The organism is Empedobacter sp. EJD.6dd (assembly GCF_057369435.1).
This window is the reverse complement of record NZ_CM170667.1, coordinates 2,804,621-2,821,544: the sequence shown is the minus strand read 5'-3', so window position 1 is coordinate 2,821,544 and position 16,924 is coordinate 2,804,621. Positions and strand designations below refer to the sequence as shown.

Annotated in this window: 14 protein-coding genes and 1 tRNA gene; 4 read left to right on the top strand and 11 right to left on the bottom strand. The window is 31.9% G+C overall.

Annotation, left to right across the window (positions count from 1 at the left end; translation table 11 throughout):
* Positions 1-7: 7 nt before the first annotated feature.
* The 4 genes from AC2I98_RS13215 to AC2I98_RS13200 all read right to left on the bottom strand — a co-directional run bounded on the left by AC2I98_RS13215 (position 8) and on the right by AC2I98_RS13200 (position 6,698).
* Complete coding sequence (locus AC2I98_RS13215; RefSeq protein ID WP_486412127.1) at positions 8-3,880, bottom strand: TIM-barrel domain-containing protein; 3,873 nt, start codon at positions 3,878-3,880, stop codon at positions 8-10.
* A 158-nt stretch (positions 3,881-4,038) separates the two neighbouring features.
* The gene (locus tag AC2I98_RS13210) at positions 4,039-5,091 is read right to left on the bottom strand and encodes an NAD(P)/FAD-dependent oxidoreductase (RefSeq protein ID WP_486412126.1); all 1,053 of its coding nucleotides are present in this window, start codon (positions 5,089-5,091) and stop codon (positions 4,039-4,041) included.
* A 148-nt stretch (positions 5,092-5,239) separates the two neighbouring features.
* Positions 5,240-5,313: transfer RNA gene (locus AC2I98_RS13205), tRNA-Met, on the bottom strand.
* Positions 5,314-5,516: 203 nt separating this feature from the next.
* Positions 5,517-6,698: a pyridoxal phosphate-dependent aminotransferase gene (locus AC2I98_RS13200; RefSeq protein ID WP_486412125.1), complete on the bottom strand. Its 1,182-nt coding sequence runs from the start codon at positions 6,696-6,698 to the stop codon at positions 5,517-5,519.
* Positions 6,699-6,810: 112 nt separating this feature from the next.
* On the opposite strand from AC2I98_RS13200, the gene tpx reads away from it, so the two are divergent.
* On the top strand, positions 6,811-7,311 hold the full coding sequence (gene tpx / locus AC2I98_RS13195) for a thiol peroxidase (RefSeq protein ID WP_486412124.1): 501 nt from the start codon (positions 6,811-6,813) through the stop codon (positions 7,309-7,311).
* 77 nt (positions 7,312-7,388) lie between these two features.
* On the opposite strand, the gene AC2I98_RS13190 is transcribed toward tpx, so the two are convergent.
* Both AC2I98_RS13190 and AC2I98_RS13185 read right to left on the bottom strand, forming a co-directional pair.
* Positions 7,389-8,279, bottom strand: a complete 891-nt coding sequence (locus AC2I98_RS13190) for a 3-hydroxyacyl-CoA dehydrogenase family protein (protein ID WP_486412123.1) — start codon at positions 8,277-8,279, stop codon at positions 7,389-7,391.
* Between the two features lie 71 nt (positions 8,280-8,350).
* Positions 8,351-9,355, bottom strand: a complete 1,005-nt coding sequence (locus AC2I98_RS13185) for a Gfo/Idh/MocA family protein (protein WP_486412122.1) — start codon at positions 9,353-9,355, stop codon at positions 8,351-8,353.
* 71 nt (positions 9,356-9,426) lie between these two features.
* Here AC2I98_RS13185 and AC2I98_RS13180 point away from each other — a divergent pair, with 71 nt between their 5' ends.
* Entirely contained in the window at positions 9,427-10,074 is a 648-nt protein-coding gene (locus AC2I98_RS13180; RefSeq protein WP_486412121.1) for a protein-L-isoaspartate(D-aspartate) O-methyltransferase, read from the top strand.
* A 54-nt stretch (positions 10,075-10,128) separates the two neighbouring features.
* Here the strand turns inward: AC2I98_RS13180 and AC2I98_RS13175 are convergent, their stop codons facing one another.
* From AC2I98_RS13175 to AC2I98_RS13165, 3 genes are all read right to left on the bottom strand, one after another.
* The gene (locus AC2I98_RS13175; RefSeq protein WP_486412120.1) at positions 10,129-10,557 is read right to left on the bottom strand and encodes a PepSY-like domain-containing protein; all 429 of its coding nucleotides are present in this window, start codon (positions 10,555-10,557) and stop codon (positions 10,129-10,131) included.
* Between the two features lie 64 nt (positions 10,558-10,621).
* On the bottom strand, positions 10,622-11,896 hold the full coding sequence (gene porY / locus AC2I98_RS13170; protein WP_486412119.1) for a PorY family sensor histidine kinase: 1,275 nt from the start codon (positions 11,894-11,896) through the stop codon (positions 10,622-10,624).
* 1 nt (position 11,897) lies between these two features.
* Positions 11,898-12,569 carry a response regulator transcription factor gene (locus tag AC2I98_RS13165; protein WP_486412118.1) on the bottom strand — a complete coding sequence of 224 codons (672 nt, stop codon included), beginning with the start codon at positions 12,567-12,569 and terminating at the stop codon, positions 11,898-11,900.
* A 94-nt stretch (positions 12,570-12,663) separates the two neighbouring features.
* On the opposite strand from AC2I98_RS13165, the gene AC2I98_RS13160 reads away from it, so the two are divergent.
* Entirely contained in the window at positions 12,664-13,680 is a 1,017-nt protein-coding gene (locus AC2I98_RS13160; RefSeq protein ID WP_486412117.1) for a threonine aldolase family protein, read from the top strand.
* A 37-nt stretch (positions 13,681-13,717) separates the two neighbouring features.
* Here AC2I98_RS13160 and AC2I98_RS13155 read toward each other — a convergent pair whose 3' ends face one another.
* Complete coding sequence (locus AC2I98_RS13155) at positions 13,718-14,230, bottom strand: hypothetical protein (RefSeq protein ID WP_486412116.1); 513 nt, start codon at positions 14,228-14,230, stop codon at positions 13,718-13,720.
* A gap of 90 nt (positions 14,231-14,320) precedes the next feature.
* Positions 14,321-15,496, bottom strand: coding sequence for a trans-sulfuration enzyme family protein (locus AC2I98_RS13150; protein WP_486412115.1), 1,176 nt, complete (start codon positions 15,494-15,496; stop codon positions 14,321-14,323).
* 243 nt (positions 15,497-15,739) lie between these two features.
* Between AC2I98_RS13150 and AC2I98_RS13145 the strand changes: the two genes are divergently transcribed.
* Entirely contained in the window at positions 15,740-16,882 is a 1,143-nt protein-coding gene (locus tag AC2I98_RS13145) for a DEAD/DEAH box helicase (RefSeq protein WP_486412114.1), read from the top strand.
* Positions 16,883-16,924: the final 42 nt, after the last annotated feature.

The window sequence follows — 16,924 nt, the reverse complement described above, 5'->3', positions numbered from 1 at the left end:
GAGGTGTCTAAATTATTTTGACAACGTACAATTTAAACAACTGTTTCGAATTTAGATTTTTATCTACTAAATAACCATCAATTGGTTTTAAATTGAATTTTACATTTTTCTTTGCTTTTAATTTAATCACAAATAAATCTAAAGTTCCTTCTACAAAAGGTTTCTTTCCAATATTTACAAAAGTTGGATATAACGATTTTGATCCATTTGTATGCAAACGATCATTTGTCAAATTCTCCATTTCTTTCATATTAATTGGCTCAATGCTTACAAACTCATAATCCGCTTGATTGTAAGGTAATGCAAAACTTAACGCATTTACAGATTTCAGACCTGTTCCTTTTACTTTAATTTCGATTGTTTCGCCTTCCGAATAAGCTTGTTTCGCAGTTGAAATTGTAATATTTCCATCCACTTTTTCAATCTTATCTTTGCTCACTCCTCCACGCATACGCACACCTACATTAGAAATGTCAAAAGCATCAATCAGGTTATTTTTGTTCACATCTCCTTTACTCACATAACCTTCAAAATCACTGTCACCTAAACGTAATCCTGTATAATTTGTGTAAGAAGTCAAATCATTTGCATCAACCAATCTATCATTGTTAATATCTCCTGGAATATAACTTTCTGAACCTGGAACTTTGAAAACATATAACTCTCGACCAGAACCAAACCCGCCAACAGCATCATCAATCACAAACTTCACATAGCGTGCAGTTGGTTGCTTATCGAACTTGAATTCTTTTACATCATCTGTATTTTTCCATTCAAATTTACCAGCTTCCGTCATGTCATCTTTACTCATCCCGCTATAAATAGTTCCTTTCAAGACATTTCCATTTCCTCCACTAATTCTTGGTAAATACTGCAATTTATCCAATTGATTAACAGAATTTAAATCAATCATCAACTCGAATGGAATTGCTTTTTGCCCCCATTTCGTGTGCCACATATTTCCTTCATCGTAATCAAACAAAGCTTTGATTGTTTCTCCTGGTTGACTTTCTACAGATAATTCTCCACTCAATCCACGAATCGCATACAATAATGGATCTGTTTTCGTGATGGCATTTAAATTCGCCCAATCCGAAACACCATCTTTATTCACCGCTCTTACTTTAAACGCATAAGGTGTTTCTGCTTTTAGATTTTCAAACAATAACGAAGTATCTTTTATTGTTGAATATTTTCTTCCTTCAAATTCAATTTCGTAATAATCTGCATTATCAATTTTATTCCAAGTTGGTGTCAATGTATATGCTTTTCGATTATTTTCTGTTACTTCAACTTGTTGTGGAACACTTAATTTTCCTGCATTTTTCAATAACTCATTTACAGGATTATATTCGTATCCATAAAGATTAACAATGATTTGATTCGCTGAATTTGTTACATCAACTTTTTCAAGATTAATTCTCAAAACTGGATTTTTAATCATTTCAACCTTTGAAAAATCAGAATTTAAAGTCGAAAATTGATTCAAATTAGGTTTTGCATCATAGAAGAAAACATTCGATTTAGATTCTAATTCTTTAATTGAATGTACTTCTGTTAATTTTACCTTTTTATTTCCAACTTTTACTTCAATTTTAGAAGGTTTAGATGTTGTGTTAATTCTAAATTCTGTCGATTTTTCTTTGACAAAATCTTTATACGAACCAACACTTGGCTGAACAATAACTTGTGCTTTCGTTCCAACTAATTCTTGTGAAATTGATGTCGTTACACCTTCATTTGTTTTATAAGCTTCTGTTCTCCCATCGTCATCATACTCAGTAAACGTTGAATTTCCGTACGGATATATTTCATATATACGATGATTTTGATTGATTTCATGTACATTGTTATTCGGATTTGCCATCGGAATGATTGCACCACGTTTTACAAAAATTGGTAATTTCCAAAGCGGAGAATCAAAATTATTAATGATCTGATTTCCATCAAATTGATGTCCCGTTAAATAATCAACCCATAAACCATCTGGTAAATAAATTCCGTTTCTTAAATCGTTTCCTTTATCATCAGATTTAGTCGCTTGATAAATTGGTGCAATCAAAAAGTTTGAACCATATAAATATTGATATTGTGTAGAAGTTCCTAAAGTATAATCATTCGGATATTCTAAAAACATCGCACGAATTTGTGGTAAACCATCTACAGATTCTCTTGCAATAGAATAAGCATAAGGAACTAGCTCTGATTTCAATTTCAAATAAAAACGATTAATTGAAGTCGCCGGCTCTCCCATTGCTTGTGGATATTTTTCGTTTCTACCCCAACCATCCATATTCAATTGCATTGGCGTAAAAGTTTTCCATTGGAAATCTCTCACATTAACTGGGATATTTTTTCCACCAAAAATACCATCTACATCAGACGTGATATTTGGTTGCCCAGATAAACCAGAACCGATATACGTTGGAATATGAAAACGAATGTATTCCCAAACTCCTCCTGTTTGATCTCCTGACCAAATTGAAGCAAAACGCTGAGTTCCTGCCCAACCATCTAGCGAAATAATAAAAGGACGTGCCATATTTCCATAATAAGGCATAATATGACCAACATCTGCAACTCCATTTAAACCGAATGAATATCCATATCCAACCCAAGCTACATCTGTTTTTAATACACGAACGCCAGCATCTCTCACCTCTTTTACAATATCTCTTTGCAATAAAGCCGAAACACTATCTTTTGGATGTAAATCTGATTGTGTCCACAAACCTATTTCAACTCCATTTTTACGCGCATAATCTCCGAAAGATTTCAAATTCTGAATATTTCCATCAAGTGTAGAAGTTTGTCCATAACCTGCTCCATAACCGTCATTAGGAAGAACCCAACCTAATGGCATATCATGTTTTTTGTAACGATCAATAACCGCACGAGCAGAAAATTGGTAATTATTTCCTAATTCTCCGTTCAATGATTCTTTAATTCCATTTGTATCTTTCTGACTTTCTTTATATTTTTTTCCATCTTCGAAAAGAATTCCATTTTCATCTTCTTTCCAATAATCACGGTTATACGCATTTAAATGTCCTTGATAAAACCCAAATTTTGGTAATAACACTGGATTTCCTGTCAATTGGTAAAAATCATTTAACAATGCTTTTGGCTCATTATTTAACATAAAGAAAACATCTAAATAGTTTTCATCATGCGATAATTCTACAATACCTTTTTCTTTTGCTCCAAAATCATACTTTCCTTTCTTAAAGGTGTACCACATCATTCCATAACCATTCGTCGACCAATAAAAAGGCGTAGGCGAAGCTACTCCACCGTCTGTCCAACTATTTTGATTTTCTATTGAAATGATTTTTCCTTTATGAGAAAAACGCCCATTCTGAACTCCTCCTCCATAAAAATATTCTTGCGGATTTTCTTTTAAAAAGATTGAAACTGTTTTCTCTTCAAAATCAGCAGGTTTTATTTCTTGTACAACAACTCGATTTTCTTTTTTGTTGTAAATTGTAAATAATGAAGTGGTTTTATTGATTGAAATTTCAAGTTCATTTGTTGAAATTTTAATTTCAGAAGAACTATCTTTTAATGTTAAGTTTTCGACTTTTTTTCTTGGTTGATCTACCAAAATCTGCGCTTCTGGTTTTGCTTGTGGATCACGAATTATTCCACCATTAATATCTTTAAACAACCTGAAAATATTATTCCCATAAAAATCAAACGTTGTACGCTGATTATCTTCGTTAATAATTTCTATTGTTGTTGAATTTATTTGCTGCGCTCTGACAATCTTTTTTACAACTTGTTGAGTAGATTGACTTGTTTTTTGAATTTGTTGCGCGTTTGTAAGTGTAAACAAAAATGGAAAAGTTAAAGCTAAAATAAGACGCTTATCTTTTAACATTTTTAAGTAATTTTTTCTCATAAAAAATTTTTCTGTGTGAGTTTTCGATGAGAATTAAATTTAATAAGATGATTTTAAATCATGTCATAAAAAAGGAAAAACCTTTTACATAAAATGCAAAAGGTTTAAAAAATATTTCTATAAAAGTTTTATTTTGCTTAATCAATCGCCTTAACGACTGCTTTCTCAGCTTCTTTACGTGTTCCATCAAAACCGTCAACTCCAGAAACTGTTGTATATTTCAATACAAATTTTTTCCCAGGATTCATTCTATTATAAACAGACTGACACATTAACGTTGCTTCGTGGAAACCACATAAAATCAACTTCAATTTTCCTGGATAAGTATTGATATCACCAATCGCGTAAATACCTTCGATATTTGTTTGATAATCTAATGCATTATTTACTTTGATCGCGTTTTTCTCAATTTCTAATCCCCAGTTGGCAATTGGACCTAATTTTGGAGAAAGACCAAATAGTGGAATAAAATAATCTGTCTCGATCTCGAAAGTTTCTTCTCCTTTCTCAATAACTAAACCTTCTACCTTTCCATCACCTTTAATTCCTGTAATCTCTGCAGGCGTGATTAAGTTGATTTTACCAGCTTTTTTCAATTCAATTACTTTATCAACAGAATCTAAAGCGCCACGGAATTCATTTCTTCTGTGTACTAACGTAACTTCAACAGCAACATCAGCCAAGAAAATAGACCAATCCAAAGCAGAATCTCCACCACCAGCAATTACGATTTTTTTATCACGGAACAATTCAGGATTTTTCACAAAATACTCTACTCCGTTTTCTTCGTATGCTTCAATGTTTTCGATAATTGGTTTACGAGGCTCAAAAGACCCAAGACCTCCAGCAATCGCAACCGCTTTTCCTTGTATTTGCGTTCCTTTATTTGTTGTTACAATAAAAGTCCCGTCTTCTTGCTTATCAATTGTTGCAGCTTGTTCGTTTAATGTAAAACCTGGCTCAAATTGTTTGATTTGCTCCATTAAGTTGTCAATCAATTCACCTGCACCAACAGAAGGATAACCAGGAATATCAAAAATTGGTTTTTTTGGATACAATTCTGTCAATTGCCCTCCAGGTTGAGGAAGTGCATCAATAATATGACATCTCATTTTTAATAAACCTGCTTCGAAAACGGCAAAAAGACCAGTTGGCCCAGCTCCGATAATAACTATATCTGTTTGAATCATTTTTTTGAATTTTATTTAGAACGTTGCTAAATTGAATGCAAATTTAATGAATTTGAAGAGATTAATCGATGATTATCATCAGAAGTGTAATAATATTTATCGAAAATAAAAAAAGACAAACTCAATTATGAATTTGTCTTTTAAGCTGTAGCGAAGAGCAGAATCGAACTGCCGACCTCAGGGTTATGAATCCTGCGCTCTAACCATCTGAGCTACCTCGCCTTGTTTTTAGTGGTGCAAATATAAGAGGTTATTTTCGATTAAAACAAATCTTTTTTGAAATATTTTTAAGAAAAAGTCGCATAAATAGGCTAATTGATTGAAATATTGAAAGTTGTTTCGATTATTTTTTTTAATAAAATTTATACAACAAAAAAATCCTCAAGAAAAACTTGAGGATTTTGATATTTTGAATGCTTTTCAACTTATGCTAAAGCATTTTTAATGCGTGTCATTGCTTCTCTCAATTCATCTACAGAAGCTGCATACGACATACGAATACAATTTTTAGATCCGAAAGCTGAACCAGAAACAACTGCAACTTGTGCATGTTCTAATAAATATAAAGCCAAGTCATCTGCATTGTTAATTGTAACTCCGTTATATGTATTTCCGAAAGTAGCCGTTACATCTGGAAACAAATAAAAAGCACCTTTTGGCTCGTTTACTTTGAATGTAGGAATTTCTTTTGCCCAACCTAACATTAATGCGCGACGTTCTGCAAAAGCATCAACCATATATTGTACAGAACTCGGATCTGCTTCTAAAGCTGTAATTGCTGCACGTTGAGCAATTGATGTTGCTCCAGAAGTTACTTGTCCTTGTAATGTTTCGCAAGCTTTTGCCAACCAAGCTGGTGCTCCAATGAAACCAATTCTCCAACCTGTCATCGCAAATGCTTTTGCTAATCCATTTATGGTTACAGTTTGATTGTAAACTTCTGGAAAAGATGCAATCGATACATTTTTTTCACCATAAACAATGTGTTCATAAATTTCGTCTGAAATAATAATTACATCTGGATATTTCGCTAAAACCTCAGCCAAACCTTTCAATTCTTCTCTTGTGTAAACAGATCCTGAAGGATTACATGGAGAAGAATAAATAATAGCACGAGTTTTATCTGTAATTGCAGCTTCTAATTGAGCTGGTGTAATTTTGAAATCGGCTTCTAAAGTTCCTTCCACAAAAACTGGTGTTCCTCCTGATAATTCAACTATATCAGAATAAGAAACCCAATAAGGTGTAGGAATAATTACTTCCATTCCTTCATCTACAATTGCCTGTAAAACATTATAAATAGATTGTTTTGCTCCTGTAGAAACAACAATTTGGTTTGGAGAATATTCTATATTATTATCACGCTTAAACTTCTTACAAATTGTTTCTTTCAAATCTGCATATCCTGCAATTGGAGGATATCCTGAATAATTTTCGTCGATTGCTTTTTTAGCAGCCTCTTTAATAAAATCTGGAGTATTGAAATCTGGTTCGCCAATACTTAAACTAATCACATCGATTCCCTGTGATTTTAATTCTCTTGCTTTTGCAGACATTGCAATTGTTGCAGATGGTTTCAAATTTTGTAAACGCTTTGAAAGTTGCATAATAATTGTGAGTTATGTGTAATGTAATAATTTATTCATGCGAAGATACTTTATTCTCCGTATAATTTTATTACTTTTAATCATTAAAAATCTAGAATAAAACAAAAAAATTATGGCTGAAATTACATTCAAAGGAAATCCTATTCATACCGGAGGAAATTTACCTATCGTTGGTGAAAAAGCTCCAAGCTTTGCTTTAACAGCAGGAGATTTAAGCGATAAAACTTTAGCTGATTATGCAGGTAAAAATGTTGTTTTAAATATTTTCCCAAGTGTTGATACAGGAGTTTGTGCACAATCTGTAAGAACTTTTAATAAAGAAGTTTCTTCTGCACCAAATACAGTGGTATTATGTATCTCGAAAGATTTACCTTTCGCTTTATCTCGTTTTTGTGCTGCAGAAGGTTTAGATAACGTGGTAACTCTATCTGATTTCAAAAATGAAGAGTTTGCCAATGCATATGGTGTAAAAATGGTTGATGGACCTTTAAATGGTTTATTATCTCGTGCTGTAGTAGTTGTTAATCCAAACGGAGAGGTGGCTTATGCTGAACAAGTTCCAGAAATTGGTCAAGAACCAGATTATCAACATGCTTTAGCGGCGATTAAATAATCAAGATTCATATCAAACAAAAAAGCGTTACCCGAAAAGTAACGCTTTTTTAGTTTGACTATTTTATGTAAAATAAATTACTTCGCAAACTGAGCAGCTAATTTTTCTGCTTTCTTCGATTCTGAGTAATCATAGAATCCTTCTCCAGATTTTACTCCTTTTTTACCAGCCGTTACCATGTTTACTAACAATGGACAAGGCGCATATTTAGGATTTTTGAATCCGTCGTATAATACTTCTAAGATTGATAAACAAACATCTAAACCAATAAAATCAGCTAATTGTAATGGTCCCATTGGATGTGCCATTCCCAATTTCATGACTTCGTCAATTTCTTTTACTCCCGCAACACCTTCGTATAACGAGTAAATTGCTTCGTTAATCATTGGCATTAAAATACGATTCGCGATGAAACCAGGATAATCATTCACTTCTACAGGAATTTTACCTAATTTCTCCGACATTTCCATAATCGCTTTCGTTACTTCATCTGTCGTATCATATCCACGAATAATTTCGACCAATTTCATCATCGGAACTGGATTCATGAAATGCATTCCAATCACTTGTTTTGGACGACTTGTTACAGACGCAATTTTTGTAATCGAAATAGAAGATGTATTAGACGCTAAAATTGCATTTGCAGGCGCTGCTTCGTCAATTTGCTTGAAAATTTTTAATTTCAAATCTAAATTTTCTGTTGCTGCTTCTACAACTAAATCTGCATTTTTAACTGCTTCAGCCGTATCTGTAAAAGTTGTAATATTATTTAAAGTAGCTGTTTTATCTTCTTCAGAAATTTTTTCTTTCGCGATCATACGATCCAAATTTCCAGCAATTGTTTTTAATCCACGATCTAAACTATCTTGAGAAACGTCAACTAAATTTACTGCAAATCCTGATTGTGCAAAAACGTGAGCAATTCCATTCCCCATCGTTCCAGCTCCAATAACTGTAATGTTTTTCATCTTTTTGTATGTTTGTTTTTATTATTTATTTTTCGAGATTCGTTTTGCGTTTTGCGAAATCCGTACTTCGATTATTCTTTCTCGATTGTTTGATTTTTGATGACTTGCTGTTCTTTTTCAAAATAAGCAATAATCTCCAATGCAACTTTCAATGCATTTCGTCCATCTTGCAACGAAACTTTGATTGGTGAATTATTCACAATAGAATCTGCAAAGCTTTCTAATTCATCCAAAATTGCATTATTTGGTAAAACTTCTGGATGTTCAAAACAAATTTCTCTGCGATCTCCTTTATCATTTTCCAAAATCATTGCAAATTCACTTGGATTTTCTGGTGCTTTGTGCATTTTGATAATTTCAGTCTTTTTCGTCAAGAAATCAATTGAAATATACGCATTACGTTGAAAAACACGCATTTTTCGCATATTTTTCATTGACATACGCGATGTCGAAACATTTACCACACAACCATTCTCAAACTCAATTCTAGCATTTGCAATATCAGGCGTATCACTAATTACCGAAACTCCAGACGAATGAATTGATTTGATTTCAGATTTTACAATTGATAAAATCACATCCAAATCGTGAATCATCAAATCTAAAACCACAGGAACATCTGTTCCACGAGGATTAAATTCTGCCAAACGATGTGTTTCGATAAACAATGGCTCTTCGATAAAAGGTGCAGCCGCTGTGAATGCAGGATTGAAACGTTCTACGTGTCCAACTTGCGCTTTAAGTCCTTTTTCATTTGTCAATTTCAACAAATGATCTGCTTCTTCTAAGGTATGCGTAACTGGTTTTTCGATGAAAAAATGTTTGTTTTTTTCGATCACTTTCAATGCTACTTCATAATGCGATAATGTTGGTGTCACAATATCAATCACATCAACAGCATCGATTAATTCGTCCATCGAATTAAAGTATTTATACCCAAATTCAGCTTCAACTTTCTTTCCATTTTCTTCAAAAGAATCAAAGAAGCCAATTAATTCGTATCTTTCCGATTGATTTAATAACTTTAAATGGATTTTTCCAAGGTGCCCAGCACCGATCACTCCTACTTTTAACATTTGGTAGATTTTGCCGTTAAAATTAATGAGAATAAGTTGTATTTAATGCATTTTTGTAAAAATTTTGGAATATGTCGGTAGACGATTTTAAACACAGAGGACGACGCAAAATGTTGGTTGATTTGTTGCGCTCGAAAGGAATTGAAGATGAGAACGTATTGGAAGCTATAAATTTAGTTCCGAGACATTTATTTTTAGATAGCGCTTTTATAGAGTTCGCTTATCGCGACGAAGCATTTCCTATTGCAGCAGGACAAACAATTTCACATCCTTTTACAGTTGCTTTTCAGACACAATTATTAGACATTCAGCGAAATGAAAAAGTGTTAGAAATTGGAACGGGATCTGGATATCAAACAGCTGTTTTGGTTGCTTTAGGCGCTGAAGTTTTTACGATAGAACGTCAAAAAGATTTATTTGATTTTTCGAAAATCATGTTGAAAAAAATCAATTTCGAACCGCGTTATCAAACCTACGGAGATGGTTACAAAGGTTTGCCTTCTTTTGCACCTTTTGATAAAATTATTGTGACAGCAGGCGCACCAGAAATTCCTGAAGAATTAAAAAAACAATTGAATATTGGTGGAATAATGGTGATTCCAGTTGGTGAACAATCGCAACGAATGATTGTGATTATACGTTTATCAGAAGATCAATTTGAACATTACGAATTTGGAGATTTCAAATTTGTACCGATGTTAGAAAGTAGAGATAAATAATAAATAAATCCAACTCAATTGAGTTGGATTTATTTATTATTTGAATATTTTTTATTAATCATCAATTTTCTTGAAATTTCCGTTTTTATCAAACTTCACTTCAAGTCCATTATTCAATTTTACTTCGATTTCGTTTCGATCTCTTTCAATTTTTGTGATTGTAGTATTCGGAAAACTTCTTTTCACATAATTCGAAATTTTAGCTGGAATAAATCCTGTTGGAATGGCATTTCTATTTCCATTCACCTCTTTCCAAAAACCATCTCCATCGAATTCTACTTTTGTTCCGTTTGCTAGATACACTTTATATTCTTTCGAAAAAAAATCGTCATCTAACATCACAGAACCAACTTGTTTTGCACCAAAATGTTTGTTAATAAATTGTTGACCAGTTTTTGGAACTTGATGATATTTTATTAGTTTATCTTGAGCAAATGAAACCAACATTACACTTAACATGATTACACTTAAAAACTTTTTCATATTGTTTGATTTTATTATTATAAGACAAAGTTGCAAAGTGAATTGGGAAAGATTTAGGAATAATTTACCTTTTTAAAATAAATTGATGAAAAGGTATTTCGTATTGATAGTTTAGCTTTAAATTTTGTTGATTTTTTATAATCGTATCGACGATAGAAAGCCCCAAACCATTGTTTCCTTCACTCATTCCTTGTTTATAAAATCGATTAAAAATAATATTCGAATCTAATGTCAAATTTTTCCCTGTATTTGAAATAATCAATTGATTTGAATCACTTTCAATCTTAATAATTTTTTGTTCGTTATTATGTTTTATCGCATTTCTGATCAAATTTGAAATTAAAACACGCGCCAAATCAACATTAAAGTCAACAATAAAATCTGCTTTGAAATCAGTTTCTAATTTGATTTCTTCTATTTCTATAATCGATTCATAATCTTCGATCAAATCTTTTGTCAAATTCGTGAAATTAACCTCAACATTATTTTTATATTGATTATTCTCAATTCGCGATAGCATCAACAACGATTTGTTAAGATTCACCATTCGCCAAAGTGTTTGCTTTGTATCCACTAAACTCAACATTTCTTTTTCTGGTAAATCAGAATTTTCGATTAATAAATCAAGTTTATTCAATGCAATTGTCAAAGGTGTCTGCAATTCATGTGAAGCATTTTCGATGAATAATTTTTGCGAATTAAAAACCTCATCGTTTCGATTAATCATTCGTTCAATCTCATTCTGCAAATACGAAAACTCTTTTACATTTGTTTCGACAATCTTTGGTTTTTCGTTGTTTCCCACTTCATATTTTCTTAGTTGAGAAATTATTTGACCAAATGGTTTGAATGCTTTTTTTAATCCAAAATGATTAATCAATAAAATACTAATCAAAATAAAAAAGTATAGGGCAACCAAAGAAAGTGATAAATCATAAATTAACTCATCTTCTTCAACTGTCGATGTTCTAATTTCTAACGCATATGGATGATTTTCTTTGTCATAAAAACCCGTTCTCAACACTCTGTAAGGTTCCATATCATCATCATATCCCATATAAACTAATTCATTCGAAAAATGATTCGTTTCATCATATTTACTCTGATCAACTTTAGAGATTTTGAACTGACTTAGTCCAAATTCGTTTGTATTTAGTAAATCTGGATCGCGATAAGCTTCTCGTATAATTTCAATTTTTTGATTTTTTAATCCATCATCCACATTATCATAAACCTCATCCAAAATCAAGGAATGAAAAAGAAATGCCCAAATCGCAATAACTATAATTAGCCAAAACGTTAGGTAACGAAACGTATAATTTTTTAGTGATATTTTCATCTTAAATCAACTTGTAACCAATTCCATAAACTGCTTGTAAATCGGCTTCGGAGTTTGCATCCTTCATTTTTTTTCTTAGATTTTTTATTTGTGAATAAATAAAATCTAAATTATCTGACATCTCAATATGATCTCCCCAAACACTTTCTGCTAGTGTTGTTTTCTGAAAAACTCGTTCGGGTCTCAACATAAAATAGTATAGCAAATCGTATTCCTTTCTATTTAATTTCAGCTCAATATTATTAACTTTTACCAATCTATCTTCTGAAAAAATTTGAATATTTTTATAACTTAAAATATCTTCACCTTTTTGTAGATTTTTACGAAAAGCAACTTTTATTCTCGCCAATAATTCAGCAAAATGAAATGGCTTTGCCAAATAATCATCCGCCCCAACCAATAATCCTTCTACTTTATCATCAACTGAATCTTTTGCCGACAAAATAATCACTGATGTTTCTTTATGAAGTTTCTTCAATTCCTTTAGCAACGACATTCCATCACCATCAGGTAACATCATATCCAACAAAATACAATCATAATCAAATGAAATTATTTTATCTAAGGCTTGCTCATAATTGTCCGCAGATTCTACGATCATCTTTTCGTTTTCTAAAAACTCAACAATCGTTTCTTGCAATTTAATTTCATCTTCTACGACTAAAATCTTCATAACTTCAGTTTTAATAATTGGTAAAAATAGATAGTAAAATAGGAAAGAATTAGGAAAACTCCTACTTTTATTCTCAAAATTTAAGATTTCAATTTTGAAAAAATATAGTTTTAAAAACGATTACAGCGAAGGTGCACATCCTTCTATTTTGAACCGATTAGTCGAAACCAATTCGACACAAAGTATTGGTTATGGTGAAGATGAGTTTTGTAATGAAGCGCGAGAATTAATTACAAAACATATAAAAAGGGATTCTGCTATTCATTTTGTATCTGGTGGAACTCAAGCCAATTTAATTGTTATTTCATCTATTCTAAAACCTCACGAGTCTGTAATTGCAGCAGAAAGTGGACATATTGCGGTTCACGAAACTGGCGCAATTGAAGCAACGGGACATAAAGTAAATACAATTGTAACAAATAACGGAAAAATAACGCCTGAGCAAATTACAACTGTTCTCAATACGCACACTGACGAGCATATGGTAAAACCTAAATTGGTTTATATTTCTAATTCTACAGAAATAGGTAGCGTGTACACGAAAGCTGAATTAGAAAATCTTTATCATTTTTGTCAAGAGAAAAATTTATACTTATTTGTAGATGGAGCACGTTTAGCTTCTGCTCTAACTTCTTCTAAATGCGATTTGACTTTAGAAGACATGGCTAACTTAACGGATATTTTTTATATTGGCGGAACAAAAAATGGTGCTCTTTTGGGAGAAGCCATTGTGATTAACAATTTACAATTGAATGAAGATTTTCGTTATCACATCAAGCAAAAAGGTGGAATGTTAGCGAAAGGACGTTTGATTGGAATTCAGTTTTCGGAAATGTTTCGAGATAATTTATTTTTCGAAATGGGAAAACACGCCAACCACATGGCAGAAAAATTAGCACAAGCTATTTCAGTAAATGGTTACAATTTTTTAACTGAACCATCTTCTAATCAAATTTTTCCAATTCTACCAAATACTGTTATCGAAAAATTACAGCAAGATTTTGAATTTTATATTTGGCAAAAAATAGATGAAGAAAATTCTGCGATAAGATTAGTTACTTCATGGGCAACTCCAGAAGAACAAATAGAGAATTTTATCAAATCAATATAAAAAATAAAGGATCCATAAATTATTGGATCCTTTTATTTTAATAGTAATCTTTCACATTTTTCAAACGCTCTTTTGCACGCTTGTATTCTGCTTTTCGGATTTCTTTTTTACGTTTCATCAAGTTTTTATCGTACGAATAGCGATGTTCTATTCTTTTGATATCTCTTTCATATTCATCTTCCAAACGATCTAATCTATCATCTATACGATCTTTATAATAATCATTGTCATAATGTGAGTTTGACCATTTATATCGTTGAGAATCGTTTAAAATTCTATCTATATCATGTTGTAATTGAATAGAAATTTCACGTTTTCTTCTTCCTTTTTCATAACCAGCTATACTGCGATCTCTTCCTATTCTTTCGAAATCTTTACTTGCTTGTCTTTTTAAGGCAATTATTTTATTTTTTTGACTATTTGATATTCCGTAATAATCAGATCTTTCAATTAAAACATCAACATTTCTATCATTTCCATCATTCGGTCTATGTTGCGCATAACTTGATAAAGCACATAACGCAAAACCAAAAATTAAAAACTTCTTCATATTCTAAACTTTTCATTTTACATAAGCAAAGTCCGTGCTGAAATGGATAAATTTTTAAAAATTATTTCCAATTAATACATTATCAATATTTTAAATTTTACTTTTTTCTAAGGCTTGTAGAATATCTTCAATAATATCTATTTTATCCTCTAAGCCTACTGATAAACGAATAGAACCTGGCATAATTCCTAAGTCTGCACGCTCTGCATCTGATAATTTAGCATGAGTTGTTGTTGCTGGATGAGTTGCAATAGACCTTGAATCTCCTAAATTTGATGTATACAAAATCATTTCTAACGCATCAATAAATTGAAATGCACGCTCTTTTCCACCTTTTACTTCAAAGGTTACAATTCCGCCACCGCCTTTCATTTGTTTCTTCGCTAATTCATATTGCGGATGTGATGGTAAAAAAGGATATTTTACATCAGCTATTTCTGGATGATTTTCCAATGCTTCTGCCAAAGCCAACGCATTTTCGCAATGACGATCCATACGTAGTGGTAACGTTTCTAAACTTTTAGAAATAGTCCATGCGTTGAAAGCAGACATTGCTGGACCTGTATGACGAATAAAAAACATCATTTCATTGATTAATTCTTCTTTTCCTACAACTACTCCACCTAAAACACGACCTTGTCCATCCATGTATTTTGTTGCAGAATGAATTGATAAATCAAACCCAAATTCTAAAGGTTGTTGTAAATAAGGCGTCGCAAAACAATTGTCAATTGCAAAAATTACATGGGGATGTTTTTCTTTCAATTTTGTTAAAGCCTCTAAATCGAATAATTCTAATCCTGGATTTGAAGGTGATTCTAAGAATACAATTTTTGTATTTGGCTGAATCGCTTTTTCCCAATCTTCAATATCCGCAGTTTCTACATATGTATAGGTTACGCCCCAACGTGTAAACAATTGTGTAATTAACTGATGTGTTGACCCAAAAATTGCACGACTTGACACAATGTGATCTCCACTTTTTATATACGATGCAAAAGATGCAAAAACAGCAGCCATTCCCGAAGCAAAAGCCAAACCTGCATCTGCTTTTTCTAAAGCACAAACTCGGTTAATAAACTCGGTTGTATTAGGATTTGCATAACGCGAATAAACCATACCTTGCTCTTCTTCTGCAAAAATTGCACGCCCTTGTTCTGCGCTATCAAAAATAAAACTTGATGTTAAATATAATGGAACTGAATGCTCGCGAGTAGCAGATCTAGGTGCTTGCTCACGAATTATCTTCGACTGATCTTTTTTCATAAGAATCAAAGTTAACGATAGTTTTATTAAGCTAAAAGCTTTTAATAAAGTTTTAAACAGAAATTATTTCTATTTTCAGTCTTTATTTCAAAAAATTGACTGTTTCAAAAAAGATTTTTAGAAATATTTCAGAAATGATTTTAAAACTTTCATTTTCATCACGATTAAAAATGATTAAACGAGTAATTATTCCTAAAATTTCATTCAAATTTAATCTCTACCTTTGTAATCTTATATCAATATATGTCATTCGAAAATTTAGGATTATCACCATATTTATCAAAAGCAATTACAAAACTTGGATTTTTAAAACCTTTTGAAATTCAGACCGAAACCATTCCGCCTATTTTAAAAGGTAAAGATGTAATGGGAATTGCAAAAACTGGTTCTGGAAAAACCTTGTGTTTTGTTGCGCCTTTGTTACAAAAAATTCAACATCAATCGTACGAAAAATCTCGTGCTGTGAAAGCGTTAATTTTAGTTCCAACTCGCGAATTAGCCGTTCAAATTGAGCAAACCTTTGCAGGATTACAAACTGCTTTACGTCGCGAAGTACAAACACAAGCTGTTTATGGTGGAACTTCGATTAATCCACAAATGAAGAATTTATATGGAACTGAAGTTTTGATTGCAACTCCTGGTCGTTTATTGGATTTGATGGATCATAATGCTTTATCATTAGATCAATTACAATATTTGGTGATTGATGAAGCAGACAAAATGTTTCAAATGGGATTTGGTGATGAGATGAATAGAATTTTGAAAAGTGTTCCGAAAAAGAAACAATCAATTCTATTTTCTGCTACATTAAATGATAAAATTGATGAGATAAAATCTACGTTAAACATCGATCCTCTTGTTGTTGAAATCAAAAAACAAGAAATTGATTTGGAGCAAATAGAGCAAATAGCTTATAAAGTTGATGCCGAAACAAAAGGTCCATTTTTAAGATATTTAATTAAATCTGAAAACTTAGAACAAGTATTGATTTTTGTTTCCTCGACACGAACTGCAGATAATTTGGTTGAGAAACTAAAAAAGAATAAAATTTCTGCAATGGCTGTTCACAGTAAGAAATCGCAAGGAGCGAGAATGGATAATTTAGAAGATTTTAAATTAGGTGATGTTCGTGTTTTGGTTGCTACAGATTTGATTGGACGTGGAATTCATATCGAAGGTTTGCCAACAGTTATTAATTACGAATTACCTCGATCGCCTTTAGATTATGTACACCGAATTGGACGTACTGGTCGTGCAAATGCAAACGGAAAAGCAATTAGTTTGATAACTGAAGAAGATTTGCATCATTTCAAAATCATTCAGAAAAAAATGGGTAAAAAAGTAGATTTACTTCCAACTGATGAAGTAGATTTATACGGTTACTAAAATAAGTTTTAAGTTATGAGTAATAAGTTCTAAGTTTTCTCC

Excerpts from the sequence above, each read along its gene's own strand:
- AC2I98_RS13150 (WP_486412115.1), bottom strand. The coding sequence starts at position 15,496 with ATGAAAAAAGATCAGTCGAAGATAATTCGTGAGCAAGCACCTAGATCT.
- AC2I98_RS13180 (WP_486412121.1), top strand. The coding sequence starts at position 9,427 with ATGTCGGTAGACGATTTTAAACACAGAGGACGACGCAAAATGTTGGTT.
- AC2I98_RS13185 (WP_486412122.1), bottom strand. The coding sequence starts at position 9,355 with ATGTTAAAAGTAGGAGTGATCGGTGCTGGGCACCTTGGAAAAATCCAT.
- AC2I98_RS13165 (WP_486412118.1), bottom strand. The coding sequence starts at position 12,569 with ATGAAGATTTTAGTCGTAGAAGATGAAATTAAATTGCAAGAAACGATT.
- AC2I98_RS13215 (WP_486412127.1), bottom strand. The coding sequence starts at position 3,880 with ATGTTAAAAGATAAGCGTCTTATTTTAGCTTTAACTTTTCCATTTTTG.
- AC2I98_RS13175 (WP_486412120.1), bottom strand. The coding sequence starts at position 10,557 with ATGAAAAAGTTTTTAAGTGTAATCATGTTAAGTGTAATGTTGGTTTCA.
- porY (WP_486412119.1), bottom strand. The coding sequence starts at position 11,896 with ATGAAAATATCACTAAAAAATTATACGTTTCGTTACCTAACGTTTTGG.
- AC2I98_RS13155 (WP_486412116.1), bottom strand. The coding sequence starts at position 14,230 with ATGAAGAAGTTTTTAATTTTTGGTTTTGCGTTATGTGCTTTATCAAGT.
- AC2I98_RS13200 (WP_486412125.1), bottom strand. The coding sequence starts at position 6,698 with ATGCAACTTTCAAAGCGTTTACAAAATTTGAAACCATCTGCAACAATT.
- AC2I98_RS13210 (WP_486412126.1), bottom strand. The coding sequence starts at position 5,091 with ATGATTCAAACAGATATAGTTATTATCGGAGCTGGGCCAACTGGTCTT.
- tpx (WP_486412124.1), top strand. The coding sequence starts at position 6,811 with ATGGCTGAAATTACATTCAAAGGAAATCCTATTCATACCGGAGGAAAT.
- AC2I98_RS13145 (WP_486412114.1), top strand. The coding sequence starts at position 15,740 with ATGTCATTCGAAAATTTAGGATTATCACCATATTTATCAAAAGCAATT.
- AC2I98_RS13190 (WP_486412123.1), bottom strand. The coding sequence starts at position 8,279 with ATGAAAAACATTACAGTTATTGGAGCTGGAACGATGGGGAATGGAATT.